Source organism: Pseudomonas sp. FP2254 (assembly GCF_030687695.1).
Classification (GTDB): domain Bacteria; phylum Pseudomonadota; class Gammaproteobacteria; order Pseudomonadales; family Pseudomonadaceae; genus Aquipseudomonas; species Aquipseudomonas quebecensis.
Genome location: NZ_CP117444.1, coordinates 4,582,956 through 4,597,010 on the forward strand (window position 1 = coordinate 4,582,956; position 14,055 = coordinate 4,597,010).

The 14,055-nt window shown below is 62.7% G+C and carries 13 protein-coding genes; 4 read left to right on the forward strand and 9 right to left on the reverse strand.

Translation table 11 applies throughout. The features are described 5' to 3' along the window. Window positions 1-19 precede the first annotated feature (19 nt). Entirely contained in the window at window positions 20-922 is a 903-nt protein-coding gene (locus tag PSH94_RS21080; RefSeq protein WP_181078745.1) for a DMT family transporter, read from the reverse strand. Window positions 923-1,060: 138 nt separating this feature from the next. On the opposite strand from PSH94_RS21080, the gene PSH94_RS21085 reads away from it, so the two are divergent. Next, on the forward strand, window positions 1,061-1,936 hold the full coding sequence (locus PSH94_RS21085; protein ID WP_181078747.1) for an AraC family transcriptional regulator: 876 nt from the start codon (window positions 1,061-1,063) through the stop codon (window positions 1,934-1,936). On the opposite strand, the gene PSH94_RS21090 is transcribed toward PSH94_RS21085, so the two are convergent. The 3 genes from PSH94_RS21090 to PSH94_RS21100 all read right to left on the reverse strand — a co-directional run bounded on the left by PSH94_RS21090 (window position 1,933) and on the right by PSH94_RS21100 (window position 7,764). Next, window positions 1,933-4,434 carry a LuxR C-terminal-related transcriptional regulator gene (locus tag PSH94_RS21090; RefSeq protein ID WP_305435691.1) on the reverse strand — a complete coding sequence of 834 codons (2,502 nt, stop codon included), beginning with the start codon at window positions 4,432-4,434 and terminating at the stop codon, window positions 1,933-1,935. The two genes, PSH94_RS21085 and PSH94_RS21090, sit on opposite strands and share 4 nt — an antisense overlap. A gap of 154 nt (window positions 4,435-4,588) precedes the next feature. Next, the gene (locus tag PSH94_RS21095) at window positions 4,589-5,947 is read right to left on the reverse strand and encodes a DUF1329 domain-containing protein (RefSeq protein ID WP_181078751.1); all 1,359 of its coding nucleotides are present in this window, start codon (window positions 5,945-5,947) and stop codon (window positions 4,589-4,591) included. A gap of 26 nt (window positions 5,948-5,973) precedes the next feature. After that, the gene (locus PSH94_RS21100) at window positions 5,974-7,764 is read right to left on the reverse strand and encodes a DUF1302 domain-containing protein (RefSeq protein WP_181078754.1); all 1,791 of its coding nucleotides are present in this window, start codon (window positions 7,762-7,764) and stop codon (window positions 5,974-5,976) included. A gap of 79 nt (window positions 7,765-7,843) precedes the next feature. On the opposite strand from PSH94_RS21100, the gene PSH94_RS21105 reads away from it, so the two are divergent. After that, window positions 7,844-8,116 (forward strand): hypothetical protein, encoded by a 273-nt coding sequence (locus PSH94_RS21105; RefSeq protein WP_305435693.1) that lies wholly within the window; start codon window positions 7,844-7,846, stop codon window positions 8,114-8,116. 128 nt (window positions 8,117-8,244) lie between these two features. Here PSH94_RS21105 and PSH94_RS21110 read toward each other — a convergent pair whose 3' ends face one another. The 4 genes from PSH94_RS21110 to PSH94_RS21125 all read right to left on the reverse strand — a co-directional run bounded on the left by PSH94_RS21110 (window position 8,245) and on the right by PSH94_RS21125 (window position 11,619). Continuing rightward, a complete protein-coding gene (locus tag PSH94_RS21110; RefSeq protein WP_305435695.1) occupies window positions 8,245-9,156 on the reverse strand; it encodes an SDR family oxidoreductase in 912 nt (303 codons plus the stop codon). 142 nt (window positions 9,157-9,298) lie between these two features. Next, window positions 9,299-10,201, reverse strand: a complete 903-nt coding sequence (locus tag PSH94_RS21115) for an alpha/beta fold hydrolase (RefSeq protein WP_181078759.1) — start codon at window positions 10,199-10,201, stop codon at window positions 9,299-9,301. Beyond that, entirely contained in the window at window positions 10,201-10,983 is a 783-nt protein-coding gene (locus PSH94_RS21120) for a class II aldolase/adducin family protein (RefSeq protein ID WP_266246680.1), read from the reverse strand. Before PSH94_RS21120 ends, PSH94_RS21115 begins: the two co-directional genes overlap by 1 nt. Window positions 10,984-11,163: 180 nt before the next feature. Further along, the gene (locus tag PSH94_RS21125) at window positions 11,164-11,619 is read right to left on the reverse strand and encodes a flavodoxin (RefSeq protein WP_181078763.1); all 456 of its coding nucleotides are present in this window, start codon (window positions 11,617-11,619) and stop codon (window positions 11,164-11,166) included. A gap of 129 nt (window positions 11,620-11,748) precedes the next feature. Between PSH94_RS21125 and PSH94_RS21130 the strand changes: the two genes are divergently transcribed. Next, complete coding sequence (locus PSH94_RS21130) at window positions 11,749-12,216, forward strand: PAS domain-containing protein (RefSeq protein WP_266246685.1); 468 nt, start codon at window positions 11,749-11,751, stop codon at window positions 12,214-12,216. A gap of 58 nt (window positions 12,217-12,274) precedes the next feature. Further along, a complete protein-coding gene (locus PSH94_RS21135; protein ID WP_181078767.1) occupies window positions 12,275-12,880 on the forward strand; it encodes a hypothetical protein in 606 nt (201 codons plus the stop codon). Between the two features lie 2 nt (window positions 12,881-12,882). On the opposite strand, the gene PSH94_RS21140 is transcribed toward PSH94_RS21135, so the two are convergent. After that, on the reverse strand, window positions 12,883-13,842 hold the full coding sequence (locus PSH94_RS21140; protein WP_305437746.1) for a MerR family transcriptional regulator: 960 nt from the start codon (window positions 13,840-13,842) through the stop codon (window positions 12,883-12,885). Window positions 13,843-14,055: the final 213 nt, after the last annotated feature.

Here is a 14,055-nt window from a genome sequence, read left to right on the forward strand (position 1 = left end):
CTTGCCGCCTGCCACCTGGTCAGACTGTTCTCGCCTTCAAGACCGGGCTCACACCCTTAGGCTTACGAAACACCAACACATTCCCCGCCATCACCAAGCCCAACCCCACCAACGCCGGCGCGGTCCACTGATAGCCCTCGGCAAACGCCGACACATTCAGCGCCACCACCGGAAACAGCACCGTGCAATACGCCGCGCGCTCCGGCCCCATACGCCCCACCAACGTCAAATACGCCGTAAACCCAATCACCGACCCCGGAATCACCAGGTAAACCAAGGCACCGATATATCGCGCACTCCAGTCCATCTCGAACGGAACCCCTCGGACTACGCACCAGGTCGCCAGCATCGCCGCGCCATACGCCATGCCCCAGGCGTTAGTCGTCAGCGGCCTGAGACCGGCCTTCTGCTGCAGGCTCGACAACAGATTGCCAGCCGAGAAACACATCGTCCCCAGCAAGGCCAACCCCAAGCCCAGCAGGGTCTGCGGGCTGGCGGTGTGCCCCACCAGCTCCGGCCAGAACAATAACCCCAAACCCGCCAACCCAAGGCCACCGCCCATCAGCACATTGCGCGCCACGCGCTGGCCGAAAAATACCCGGGCGTTCAACGCGTTCCACAGCGTCGCCGTGGAAAACACCACCGCCACCAGCCCGCTGGGGATCCATTGGCTGGCCGTGAGAAAGCACATAAAGTTGACGCAAAACAGACACAGCCCCTGGGCCAGGCAGATCAAGTGCCCGCGCCGGTTCATCACCTGCAGCTTGCGGCTGAGCAGCAGCAACGCAAACAACACCAACGCCGCCAGGCCGAAGCGATAAACGATGGACACGGGAATCGCTACCACGCCCAGTTGCCATTTGAGGGCGATCCAGGTGGTACCCCAGATCAGCACGGTGAGTAAATACAGAAAAAGGTTCATAACAGGCTCCATCGATTGAGCCCCAGTGTCCTCCCCAAACCACGCTGCGCTCTTGCACATTCTTGCGCTTTTGTCGGGCGAGCCGCGCACAGCACCGGCATCGCGGAGTACGATGCAGGGCGTCGGAGAGTACACGCCATGCCGGATCTGCAATCGCTGCAAGTCTTCCAAGCCCTTCACCGTTCGCCCCACGCGCGCCTGGAGGCCTGCGCCGAGCTGGGTGACGGCCTTGCCGCGGCCTTGTGGAGCAACCACCACGATTCCCAGGATTACCAGGCGCCAGGCCATCACACCCTGTCGTGCTATGTGGGCGGCGGCACCGGCACGTTTCGGCGCGACCGACCCGACACCAAGGGCGGCCCCGACAAGCTGTGCATCCTGCCCGCCGAGCATCAGTCCGGGTGGGTGATCAACGGCGAGATCCGCCTGGCCCATGTGTACTTCAGCCCGGAACAATTCGCCCTCGGCTGCGTGACCCTGCTCGACCGCGAACCGCGCACCTTGCAGTTGCAGGAGGGTACGTTCCTGGAGGACCCCAGCCAGGCGCGCCGCTTCCACCAGTTGATCGCTCTCGATTGGCAGGAGCCCGCCGAGCGTCTGCTGACCAGCAGCCTGGCCCATGAGCTGCTCAGCCACACTTTGCTCAACCAAGTGGGCCTGCGCGACGGTCTGCGCTTGAAAGGTGGGCTGGCGCCGCATCAGCGCCGCTTGTTGGTGGACTACATCGACTACCACCTGGAGGCGCCGCTGAGCCTGGGGCAATTGGCCGGGCTGTGTGCACTGTCGGAATACCACTTCGCGCGAATGTTCCGCCAAAGCTTCGGTCTGCCGCCCCATCAATACCTGCTGGCGCGCCGCCTGGCCCGAGCGCAAAGCCTGTTGCGTGGGGGCACCCTGCCCCTCGGCGAGATTGCACTGATGTGCGGTTTCTGCAGCGCCAGCCATTTTACCCGCCGCTTCGGCCAGGCCATGGGCGCCACGCCTGGAGAGTATCGTCAGGCCTTCTGCACCTAAGTCATCAACCCCAGGGTTTTGGCCTTGGCCACGGCCTGGGTGCGCCGCTCGACCCCGAGCTTGCTGTGGATGCGTCGCGCGTGGGTTTTGACGGTGTGCAGGGAGATAAACAGGCGATCGGCGATTTCCAGGTTGGAATTGCCCAGGGCTATCAACTGCAGCACTTCCAACTCGCGCTGGCTGAGTGGGTTTTGCACCGTGCCCGGCGTCGACGCCTGCGGCTCCAACCCCAACTCGCTCAGCAGCCCCGGCGAACGCAGGCGCAGTTCGCGAATGGCTTGCTGCACCTGGCAGCGCGCGGCCAGTTCCAATCCGGTCTGCAGTGAACGACGCGCTAGCCCGGCGTCGCCCAGTTGCCAGGCGACTTCACCCAGCACCAGGTGCAACTCGGTTTCCAGGCACAGCATGCCGCGCTGATGGGTGGCCTCCAGCAGCGCTTGCAGGCGCGCCAGCGGCTGTTCGGCGCAACCCAGTTTCACCTCGGCCAATACCAACAGGTATTCAAGACGCGGGATCAGCTCCAGAGTGGCCGGCGGCGCTTGTTTGGCCTGGGGCCCGCGGAAGTGACGCAACACGCGGCGCAGCGCTTCGACGGTCAACTCGGCACGCCCCTGCTGCAACCAGAAATGCCCGCTGACCAGCAGCAACACTGCGCGGTACACGGTGTCCGGCACCTGGCGTTGCTGCATCAGACGTTCCGCCTCGCGCAGTTGAATGAACGCCTGGGCGTAATCGCCACGGTTGGCCGCCAGCAGCGCCAGGCCCAGAAACCCATAAAGCACGCGCTTGTCCTGACTGTGCAGGCACATCGGCAAGCCTGTCTCGAAACACTCGGCGGCCAGCGCGTCCTGCCCCTGCCGCAGCGCCAGGTGCCCGCGCCGCAGGGCAATGCGCCCGACCAGCGGGCCGGCCTTGAGCCGCTGCTTGAGCAGCATCGCCTGCATATGTTCGAGCAGGCTCTGGGCCCGGTGCGGCGCGCCGCGCTGTTCGAGCAATTGGGCGTGATCCAGTTCCAGCAGCGCTTCCAGCAGCAATGAGCCATGGGCACGCGCCAGGCACAGTGCTTCGCGGTTCAGGGTTTGCGCCACGTTCAGCTCACCACGCAACAGGGCTTGCTGGGTGAGCCCTGACAAGCACATCAGGCGCGAAGTCCAGGCACTGTCGGGCAAGGCTTGTAACGCTTCGAGGAAATGCGCGCGCGAACGCTCGGCGTCCCCTCCCAAGTGCAGCAACCAGCCCCACTGGGCCTGCCAGCGTGCCAACAAGTGCCGCTGCCGGGCCGCCGTCGGTTGCGGAGCGAAGCGTGCGAGTTGGTCGATGCACACGGCGGCCTGCTCGAAGCGCCCGGCAAACAGCAGGGCCGCCGTCACCAGCCCCACCAACTGGGCCGAACCGAGCATCAGGTCATCGCCATGCTCCGCGTGCAGGCGCAACAGCAGCAACGCGTTCTGCTGGCGGAACAGATCTTCGAAGCTGAAGTGCTGCAACAGGCTGACCGCCACCTCATATTCTTCGGCCAACAGCGCCTGTTCGAAGGCGGCTTGCCAGTCCTGCTCGGCGGTGAACCATTGGCAGGCGCGACGGTGCCACGAGCGCTTGGTCGGCCAGGGTTCGTCGCGCATCAGACGCGCCAGGGGCGGAAAAACCTGCAGCCAGTCGGTGTCTTCCCACGGCTGGATAAAGGCGCCAAGGGCCAGCAGATCGCGCAGGTACTGATCACCGTCGCCGGCCCCGAACAGGTGTTCGCACAGCCCTGTATTGAAGCGCGGCAGATGGGCCAGCACGCGCCAGGCGTCGGCCAATTCGGGCGGCAGCACGCTGAACAGTTCGTGTTGCAGGTAGTCGAGCAGGGTTTTGTCGGGGTGCCCGTCGCCCAGCAGCGCGATGCGTACACCGGCGCACCAGCCGGCGCTGAACTGCAGCACGTCCTCGACGGACTGCCCTGGCGCATGGCAGAGCAGCGCCTGGATTTCCCCGGCGCGCAACGCCAGTTCCGCACCGCATTCGAGCAATTCATCGTCGAGCAGCAACCGCGGCCAGTTGCACGCCGGCCGCCGCCGCGCGCCCAGCCACCAGGTCAGCGCCGGGCTGCCGGCGGTGAGCAGGCGGTCGAGCAAGGCATCGGTCTCGGGCGTGGGCCAGCGGCAGAAATCATCAAGGAACAACCACGCCGGAGCTTGCCAGCGGCTCAAGTCCTGCAGCAGTGTGGCTTCATCGGTAAAGGGCATGCCAAGGGTATGCGCCAGGCGCTGGCACAATTGGAAGGGGCTGAGGGCCACGCCATTGAGGGGCAGCCAGTACACCTGATACCCCACGGGCGCCTGCAACGCACATTCGGCGAGCAACGCGCTCTTGCCGCTGCCGCCGGGCGCACACAACAACCTGACCCGCGCCACAGACGCCAGCAACGGCTCGGCCAGGCGTGGGCGCAGCAGATGATGGGCGGACAGCCGAGGCATGAATCCAGGACGGTCCAGGCAGCGAGTCATGGCGGTCATTGCTGCATCCTGCGTTTTTATTGTTATGCAACCTGACGCTTACCCTAGACCTGTGACGGGCGATAGTTGAAGAAGTATTCAGCAGGGTGATTGAAGGCCATGCACAAAACCCAATGTGGGAGGGGGCTAGCCTCCTCCCACCTTTGATCAGGGATCAGCGCACGCCTTCCGCCCGCAACGCCGCCGGCGTGTAGTCCGCCGCCTTGGCCGCAAACCCGAACACGAAGCTGCTCTTCTCCTCGTTTTTCATCCCCAGCGCGATATAACGCCCGGCGATCAAGTCATACAGGGTCTCCACGGTGTACGCCGGCACCTGATGGTCGTAGTAGAACTGTGAATGGCCTTCGGCGACCCGCCACAGTTGGCCACGACCGTCATAGTGATCCACCAGCGCGACTTGCCAGCTGTCCTCGTCGATGTACATGTGGCGCTTGGCATAGATGTGCCGCTCGCTCGGTTTGACCGTGCCGACCACTTCCCACACGCGGTGCAGCTCGTAGCGGGTCAAATCCTGATTAATGTGGCCGGCCTTGATGATGTCGTCGTACTTGAGCGACGGCGAGTCAAGCTTGTAGCTGTTATAGGGGATGTACATCTCTTTCTTGCCCACCAGCTTCCAGTCATAACGGTCGGGCGCACCGGAGAACATGTCGAAGTTGTCGGTGGTGCGCAGGCCGTCCGACGCGGTGCCCGGCCCGTCATAGGACACCTGCGGGGCACGCCGTACGCGGCGCTGACCGGCGTTGTAGATCCATGCCAGGCGCGGCTCCTTCACCTGGTCGAGGGTTTCGTGCACCAGCAGCACGTTGCCCGCCAGGCGCGCCGGCGCGGTGACCGATTGCTTGAAGTAACTCAACACGTTGGCCGCCTTGGCCGGGTCGATATCCGGGATGGCCTGGGGCACCGCCACTTCTTCCTCGAAGCGGATCGGCGTGTAGCTGCCGTTGGTCTGTGGGGTGGCCTGGGTGATGATGCGGCGCAGGTTGCCGCCGTGGTAGCGGGTGATGTGGTTCCACAGCACTTCCACGCCGTTCTTGGGAATCGGGAATGCGTAGTAGCGATTGCCGGTGAAGTTCTCCAGGCCATTGCCGTCGTTGATCGCCTTGACGTTCAGCGCGCTGCGCTTGATCGACTCGTAGATATCCGGCGGCAGGTTGACCGTGCGGTGGCTGGGGTAGACCGGGATCTTGTAGGTCTCGGGGTAGCGCTTGAACATCGCCACCTGGCCGTCGGAGAGTTTGTCCTTGTACTTGTCCACCGTGGCGGCGGTGATCACGAACAGCGGTTTTTCACTGGCGAATGGGTCGGCGAGAAAGCCTTTGCTGTCCACCGCGCCGGCGTTTTTAGGGATGCCGCCGGTCCAGGCGGGGATAGAGCCATCGGCGTTACCGGCCTTCTCGGCACCCACCGGGGTGAGGGTGGTACCAAGCTTGGCGGCCTCTTCCGGGGAAACCGCTGCCCATACGTTGGCGGCCAACAGGCTGAGGGCCAACACTGCAATTGTCTTACGCATACGTTCTTGTCCTTCTTTAAGCCAAATCAGAAGTTCACGCCGAAGCTGAGGGCGAGGAAGTCACGGTCGGTCAGGGTGTTGTAGTCGCCGCCGAAGAAGTCGGTGTAACTGAGGCTGGCGGTGTAGGTGCTGCGGTAGTCGGCATCGACGCCCACGCTGATGGCCTTGGCGCCTTTGTTGAACAGCCCGTTGGGGCCGTAGCCGGCAACGTCATGGGACCAGGACAGGTTGGGCTTGAGGTTCACCCCGGCGATCGCGTTGTTGTAGTCCAGGATTGCCCGCGCGCGATAACCCCAGGACGTGGATGTAACGAAACCGTCGGTATCGCCCTGGAATCCGTAAGCGCCGTACACCGAGTCGCGGCCGTAACGCAGCTTGGATTTATCTTCCAGGCCAGCCACGTGGACGACAGCGGCTTCGCCCACTACGGTCAACCGTTCGGCGCCCAGCACCTGGTCGAAGAACTGGGTCATGGAGCTCTGGATCTGGGTGATTTCCTTGCGACGGTAGCCGGTATTGTCATCCCCGAAGTTGCTGCGTATCGGCGAGGCCGCTTGCCCGGCGACCGGATTGATCAAGGCCAGGGTCAGATCGGTGGTGTTCAGTTGCACCGGCGCATTCGGTCGGTAGCTGATTTCCCCGGTCCAGGCCGTGCCGGTGGGCAAGGTCGTGGAGAAACTGGCACCGAACAGGCGGATGTCTTCCGGGTAGTCGAGGTAGTACTGGCCACGACCGAGCATCACGCTCTGCACCAGGCCTGCGCCTGAGCCGGGGGCCAGGCGATTGGCGGCGCCGGCGATGGCGCCGAGGGTGGCCAGGCTGGTGTTGTTGGTGATAGTGCCCACGGTCGGCGTACGACTGTGGTAGTTCATGAAGTACAGGCCGTACTCGGTGTCGTCGCCCAGCCAGCGCAACGCGGCGCCGAACTGTCCGGAATCCCGCGCATCGCGGTCGCCGGCACGCCGCACGATCACGCCTTCGTTGACCACGCCAAAGCCTTGCCCGAACGCCGCCGCAACAGGTTGCAACGGGCGAATGGCCGGGTTGCCGACGGTGTAATTATTGGTGCAACCGTCCGCCGCCACGTCGCCGCCGAAGAAAGTGCCGCAGTTATCCAGCACGGTCTGGTCCCATTCCAGCTGATAGAAGCCTTCCACCGTGAGTTGATTGGTCAGGCTCTGGGAAGCGAACAGCATATTCACCGGGATCAGGCCTTCCTTGATCTCGGCGCCCGGCCGACGGAATGCCGAGACGTCGATCGGGTTGATGCTGTTGATGGAGTTGCCGATGAAAGTGCTTTCGCCCCAGCTGACCACCTGCTTGCCGGCGCGCACGGTGCCCGGCAGGTCGCCCAGGGAATAGTTGTGGTAGACGAACGCGTCGAGGATCTCTGCGCCGCTGGATTTGGCGCCTTCCTTACGGTTGTGGTCGCTGATTGGCTTGAATTCGCGGTCTTCGTCCTTGAGCTCGAAGTCATACCAGTACTTGCCGCGCACGAACACGCCGGTATCGCCGTACTTCAGTTCGAGGTCGTGCAACCCTTTGAAGATTTTGGAGAAGGTCTCGCCCTTCTTGAAATTGAGGCGTCCGTCATCCCCCGTGGAAGCCTGGCCCGTACCGCCGTTGACGGTGCCGACCAGTTTCTTGTCGGCGTCGCGCATACCCCAGCTCGACCCCACCGACAACGACGAATCGAATTGCCCTTCGATCTCGCCAATGTTGAACGAAACAGCCTGCGCGTGGGCACAGCAACCCAACGCAACCGCAGCGGCCAGCGCCTGTGGCGTGAAGATGGCGCGCATTGTTGTTTTTGTCATGCGTCTTCCCCGGTGAGTGACAGAAGGCCCCACCCTACTGCCGCGCGTCAGGAGCGATAAGCGCACCAAGGAGGGATTCGTGCTGTCGCTCGAAAGGATGACAGGCCGCTCTGGCTGGGGTGCGGGCGGGGGCATGCGCAGGGTGGATGGAGGGTTATCAGGAACATGGATGGCGCCAGGGACTGTTGCCGGATCGGTAACAGTCCTTGTCCTGAAGCGCTATTACTCATCTTGTTACAACCAGCTATTCTTGTCGGGCTTTCAGGGCAATCCGCCCGCTTCCAAGTTTGGAAGACAAGCTGAGCTTCAATGGATTGATGTGTTTTTTCAATCCGTTACCGGTGTTCACTGACGTTGATTTGTTGCTCCTTGATCAAACGTCTTACTTCGGCCGCTGCCTTTGCAGCGGCCTTTTTTATGCCTGAAATAAAACGGGGCGCCATCAGCGCCCCGTAGGATTGACCCGCGTTCAGACAACGATCACAGGCTGTATTTCTGCAAGTTAGCCATCATCTCCTTCAACGCCTCGATAGTGTCCTTGGGGTGGGCGGCGCCTTCGAAGTCGCAGATCTGCGCCCAATGCGCCGCCACGTCGTCCGGCGAAAACCCGGCCTCGGGGTCGAAGCCCACGCCCAGGCTGCGCTCCCAGCGGGTCTTGCCGATCCAGCCGCCGCCGACTTCGAACAGTCCCGAGGTTTCCTGGCAGGCTTCACTGCCCAGGTACACCACCAGCGGGCTGACCAGCTCCGGCTTGAGGCGCTCGAACACTTGCGGCGGAATCAGGCCTTCGGTCATGCGTGTGGCGCCGGTGGGGGCGATGGCGTTGACCAGGATGTTGTTCTTGCGGCCTTCCAGCGCCAGGGTGCGGGTCAGGCCGTAGAGGCCAAGCTTGGCCATGCCGTAGTTGGACTGGCCGAAATTGCCGTAGATGCCCGAGGTGGACGCGGTGAAGATCACCCGGCCATAACTTTGCTCACGCAGATGAGGCCAGGCGGCGCGGGTGACTTTGTAGGCACCTTCGACATGCACCCGGTAAACCATGTCCCAGTCGCTGTCGTCCATTTTATGAAAGGTCTTGTCCCGCAGGATGCCGGCGTTGTTGACCACCACGTCGATACGGCCGAACGCATCGAGAGCGTTGTGCACGATCTTGTCACCGTCGGTGACAGAATCATGGTTGGCCTCGGCGATTCCGCCGGCCGCCCGGATCTCGGCCACTACGCGGTCAGCGGCCGACGCGCTGGCGCCCTCGCCCTGGGTGGAGCCGCCGAGATCGTTGACCAGCACCTTGGCGCCATGCCGGGCGAATAACAGCGCATGGGCACGGCCCAAGCCGCCGCCGGCACCGGTGACGATCACGACCTTATCCTGGAACTGCACTGACTCACTCATACCGAACTCCTAGGGCGACAATGGGGATGGCTGGAGTGTCAGGCACAGCGCCTTTGGTCACAATAACTACGGTCGCGGCTGAATGGTGCGCGATAAGGCACGGGGATAATCGCCGCGCGCCTGCGGCAACAAGCGATGCCGCTCAGGAATAAGCCACCTGCGACGCCGGCCGCCCGATTCGATCGCGAAACGCCAGGTAGTGCTTGAGCACCTGCACCGGCGCTTCGATCTGCGGGTAATGGCCGATATTGGCCAGCAGCACCGTGTCGGCATTCGGCACCAACTGCTGGTAGCGCGCCACCATATGGGCCCCGGAAATCGGGTCGATCTCGCCATCGATCACCCGCAGCGGCACGTCACCGCCCTGCATGGCCTGCACCCAGCGCTCGCGCAGGCGTCGGCGCTGGGGGATGTAGGAAATCAACTTGTGCAGGATGCGCGGGCCGTCGTTGCAACTGATCAGGCTCCAGAAGTCATCCAAGGCGCTTTCGCTGGGGCGGGTAGCGGGCCCGAAAATCTGGCTGAAGCTTTTGGACAAGGCATTGCGCCCGAAGGCCCGCCCGATCATCCAGCCCAGGGGGCTGAGCAACAGTTTTTGCACCAGCGCCGGGCGATGGGTTTCCGGGAACAGGCCGCCGTTGAGAAACACACAGCTGGCCATCTGGAACCGGCCTTCATAGTGCCGCGCCAACAATTCCTGAGCGACGCTGTCGCCATAGTCGTGGGCCAACACATGCACCGGCGGCTGCACACGCAGGTGTTCAAGCAGGGCCTGCTGCAAGTCCGCCTGTTCCAGCAGGCAGTAGCCATGGTCCAGGGGCTTGGCCGAATCGCCGAAACCGAGCATGTCGCAGGCGATCACCAGATAGCGCTGGGTCAGGGCTTGCCACAAGTAATGCCAGTCCCAGCTGGCCGTGGGGAAACCGTGGAGCAGCAACAGCGGTTCACCCTGGCCCGCTACCCAGTAACGGATGGTGTGGCCATGAAAGTCGAAATCCTGGCCACGCTTGCGCCAGGCTCGAAGCGGGATCTCGGCGATTGGCATCAGGTTTCATACCCAGGGTTTTGGTGGTCCAACTTACGCAGCAACGCCGGCCAGGCCAGCGCGCCGCCCATGCCTTGGGCACTTTTGGTAACAGCCGCGCCCATGGCCTTGGCTCCGGCGAGAATCTGCGGCTCGATGCTGATCAACTCGGCACCGCCGGTTTGCGCCAGCACCTGGATTTCACAGGCGCGCTGGAAGATAAACATCATCAGAAAAGTGTCGGCGATGCTGGCACCGCAGGTGAGCAGGCCATGGTTGTGCAGCAGGAGGAACTGGTTGTCGCCCAGGTCGGCCTGCAGGCGGGCCTTTTCCTCGTGGTTCAGCGCGACGCCCTCGTAAGCGTGGCAGGCCAGGCTGGAGAGCACAAAGATCGATTGCTGGCTGATGGGCAGCACGCCCTGCTTCTGCGCGGCCACCGCGACCCCGGCGGCAGTGTGAGTGTGCAGCACGCAGGTCACATCATGGCGCACTTCATGGATGGCGCTGTGGATGGTGTAGCCGGCCGGGTTGATCTCATGGGGGCTGTCCATCAGTTTGTTGCCGGCCTGGTCGACCTTGACCAGGCTCGACGCGGTGATCTCATGGAACATCAGGCCGTAGGGGTTGATCAGGAAATCGTCGGTGCCGGGCACTTTGGCTGAGATATGGGTGAAGATCAGATCGTCCCATCCATGCATCGCCACCAGGCGATAGCACGCGGCGAGGTCGACGCGTGCCTGCCACTCGGCAGTGCTGACCTGGGCCTGGACATTCTGTGGGGATACAACCGGGGCTAGGCTCAAGGTGATGACCTCCTGGACGCACGTTCTTATTGTTCTAAGGGTTGGGCCAGTCTAGTCAGACGCCCTGGCCGGCGGAGTCGCCTTGGCAGCCAGCTTGATGACTGTACGAGTCACGTACTGAGAATAGTAGAAATCCATACAAGCGCCCCCGGAACGATGGGCGCTTGGGTGTCGACCCGATCAACCGCGCAGGGCAGCGACCAACTCGGCCAGCCAGGGTTCGGCGTCGCTTTCGGGCGTCACGCTTTCGCTGGCGTCCAGGCGCAGCATCGGCAGCACTTCGCGCACGCCCAGCTCGACGAACAACTCACGCATCTGCTCGCCACCGGCGCAGAAGGTATCGCCGTAGCTGGCGTCGCCCAGGGCGATGACCGCGCCGGGCAAACCGCGCAAGGCGCCGGGCAGTTGCTCGCGCAGCGCGCAATACAGGGGCTGGAGGTTGTCGGGCAGTTCCCCCATGCCGGTGGTGGACGTGACCGCCACCAGTGCGTCAGGTGCATAAGCCTGCACGTCCGCCAGGGTGGCGCGAGGGTTGTGCCAGGCTTGTAAACCTGCGGCTTCGAGGATGACGACAGCGTGGCGAGCCACTTCTTCTGCGGTGCCGTACACCGAGCCGGAAAGGATGGCGACTTTCATCAATCTGATCCTGTAGTTGAGCGAAAGCGTGGGATATTAACAGCTGACGCAACTATTTCGCGGCGCCTGGTGCAAGATTCAACGGGTGCCATACACTCCTCTTTCCCACCACAAGCCATGGACCGCTCAATGATTAATGCCAAGCTGATGCAACTGGTGATCAACGCTTCCAACGACGGCATCGTCGTCGCCGAACGCGAAGGCAAGGACAAGCCGCTGATCTACGTCAACCCGGCGTTCGAACGGCTGACCGGCTACACGCTGGATGAAATCCTCTATCAGGACTGCCGTTTCCTGCAATCCGGCGACCGCGACCAGCCGGCGCTGATGGCCATTCGCGACGCTCTGGAAAGCGGCGGGGTGTGCCGTGAGATCCTGCGCAATTACCGCAAGGACGGCAGCCATTTCTGGAATGAATTATCGCTGTCGACGGTGTACAACGAGGCTGACCGGCAGACCTACTTTGTCGGCGTGCAAAAAGACGTGACCCTGCAGGTCAAGGCCCAGCAGCGCGTGGCCCAACTGGAGGCCGAACTGGCTGAGGTCAAGGCCGAACTTGCGACGCTTCGCGCGACAAGTGGCTCAAACAAAATTTAGAAACATCGGTCACTAAGGGGGATAATGGCCTTTTAGCACTTCTACTGAGCAAACGGCGATGCCACGCAACGCGCTTCTGACCCAGGATGAACTGGACTTCATTCAGAACATGCAGCACAACCCGCAGTTGAACCTGCGGGACGCTTCGTCGAGCCTGACGGTCAACGGCGGTGCGCAGATCCGCGACTTGCTCACCCGACTCGCCGCTCACGACCATGTCACCATCCAGGCCCAATTCGACAACCAGCAACTGACGTTTCCCCTGCACTTGGTGGAGGACGAGTTCAACGCGGTGCATCTGCGCCTGGGGGTGCCGAGCATTTTCGAAGACGGCCCCATGATCCGCCCGTGGCGCCTGGTGCTGGAGACGCCGGTGGCCTTGGAAAATATCCGAGGCAACCCCGGCGCGCTGTGGGTGCATGAAGTGTCGTTCAAGGGTGTGCTGGTCGAGGGTCGTGGCCGCTTCAAGCCGCCGAAAACCTTCGCGCTGTGGTTCAGCCCTTCGGGCTACGAACGCATCGCCTTGCGTGGCACGTTGCAGCGGGTAACGGCGCGTGGCCTGTTTGCGTATCGCTTGAGCCAGAGCGATGCGGACGAAACCGAGCGACTGCGCCATTTCATCCTGCATCAGCACCGCCTGGCGCATCCGCACGTTCACGCTTGAGGTCAGGTATCGAGCGTGCCGCTCAGATACTGCTGCAAGCGGCGTAGCATCACGGGCCCGTCATTGCCCAGGCAACCGATGGAGGAGCCTGCCAGGTCGTGCTCGGCCAGGTCCGACGCAGCGCCGGCGATGAACAACGGGCAATCCAGGGTCTGTGCGAGACGATTCAAGCGCACCGCCAGGTCTTGGTTATGTGAGTGGTTGGAGAACAGCACCAGCGCCTGGGGACGGGTCTTCTGGCACACCAGCGTCAACTCATCGAACGGCTGGCCCATGCCCAGCACCTTTACGACCAGGTCATCGCGCGCCAACAGGGCGGCCGCCACCAGCAGCTCCAACTTACGGCACTCGCCCGGCAACGCCGCCATCAAGACACGGGGAGCCGCGCCAAGGCTTGCCAACTGCAGGCGCTGCAGCACATGGCTCCTAAGGAATACATCGAAGAACAGCCATTCGCTGGCCTGGCCGAAGCGGCCCTGATGGCGCAACAGTTCGTTCCACAGCGGCATGAAGATGTCCTGGAACGCCACACTGATCGGATAGGTGGCTAGCACCTGGCCGTACAGGCTTTCCAGTTGCCGATCATCGAAGGCACTGACCGCTTGCCTCAGGCGCGCCTGCAATTGTGACCACTCAAAGGCCTGCAGCACATCGCCCTCGGCACGCACTGCATCGGCCTGCTGCTGTTCGCGGGCGAGGATCCTGCCCACTTTGCTGACGGCCACCCCGCGCTCGATCCACTCGAGGATGCGACTGACCGTCTGGATATCGTCGCGGGTGTACAGCCGATGCCCACTTTCGGTGCGCTTGGGCTCGATCAAGCCGTAGCGTCGCTCCCAGGCACGCAGGGTGACCGGGTTGATACCTGTCATTCTGGACACTTCACGGATCGGAAACAGCTCGTTGAAATCTATCGAGTCTGGTTGCGAAACACTATCAACGGGAGCATGGATCACGGGCATTGACGACCATAAAACCAACGGTAATTGAACGCGCATTTAACGCCTTTAAAGCTGTCCTTTTCAAGGTCCGCGATTTTCGGACCAATGCCGCTGGTGTATTCGGTGGATTCGGGAATAATCCTTGCCTGTTTTTTCTACGTCGCTGCCTCACCCCGCAGCCTCGTCCGCGCGCCGCCTACCCGGCCAACCGCGCCCGTTCATTTGGAGATACAC

Coding starts and splice junctions, on each gene's coding strand:
- PSH94_RS21080 (WP_181078745.1), bottom strand. CDS start 922: ATGAACCTTTTTCTGTATTTACTCACCGTGCTGATCTGGGGTACCACC.
- PSH94_RS21085 (WP_181078747.1), top strand. CDS start 1,061: ATGCCGGATCTGCAATCGCTGCAAGTCTTCCAAGCCCTTCACCGTTCG.
- PSH94_RS21090 (WP_305435691.1), bottom strand. CDS start 4,434: ATGACCGCCATGACTCGCTGCCTGGACCGTCCTGGATTCATGCCTCGG.
- PSH94_RS21095 (WP_181078751.1), bottom strand. CDS start 5,947: ATGCGTAAGACAATTGCAGTGTTGGCCCTCAGCCTGTTGGCCGCCAAC.
- PSH94_RS21100 (WP_181078754.1), bottom strand. CDS start 7,764: ATGACAAAAACAACAATGCGCGCCATCTTCACGCCACAGGCGCTGGCC.
- PSH94_RS21110 (WP_305435695.1), bottom strand. CDS start 9,156: ATGAGTGAGTCAGTGCAGTTCCAGGATAAGGTCGTGATCGTCACCGGT.
- PSH94_RS21115 (WP_181078759.1), bottom strand. CDS start 10,201: ATGCCAATCGCCGAGATCCCGCTTCGAGCCTGGCGCAAGCGTGGCCAG.
- PSH94_RS21125 (WP_181078763.1), bottom strand. CDS start 11,619: ATGAAAGTCGCCATCCTTTCCGGCTCGGTGTACGGCACCGCAGAAGAA.
- PSH94_RS21130 (WP_266246685.1), top strand. CDS start 11,749: ATGATTAATGCCAAGCTGATGCAACTGGTGATCAACGCTTCCAACGAC.
- PSH94_RS21135 (WP_181078767.1), top strand. CDS start 12,275: ATGCCACGCAACGCGCTTCTGACCCAGGATGAACTGGACTTCATTCAG.
- PSH94_RS21140 (WP_305437746.1), bottom strand. CDS start 13,842: ATGCCCGTGATCCATGCTCCCGTTGATAGTGTTTCGCAACCAGACTCG.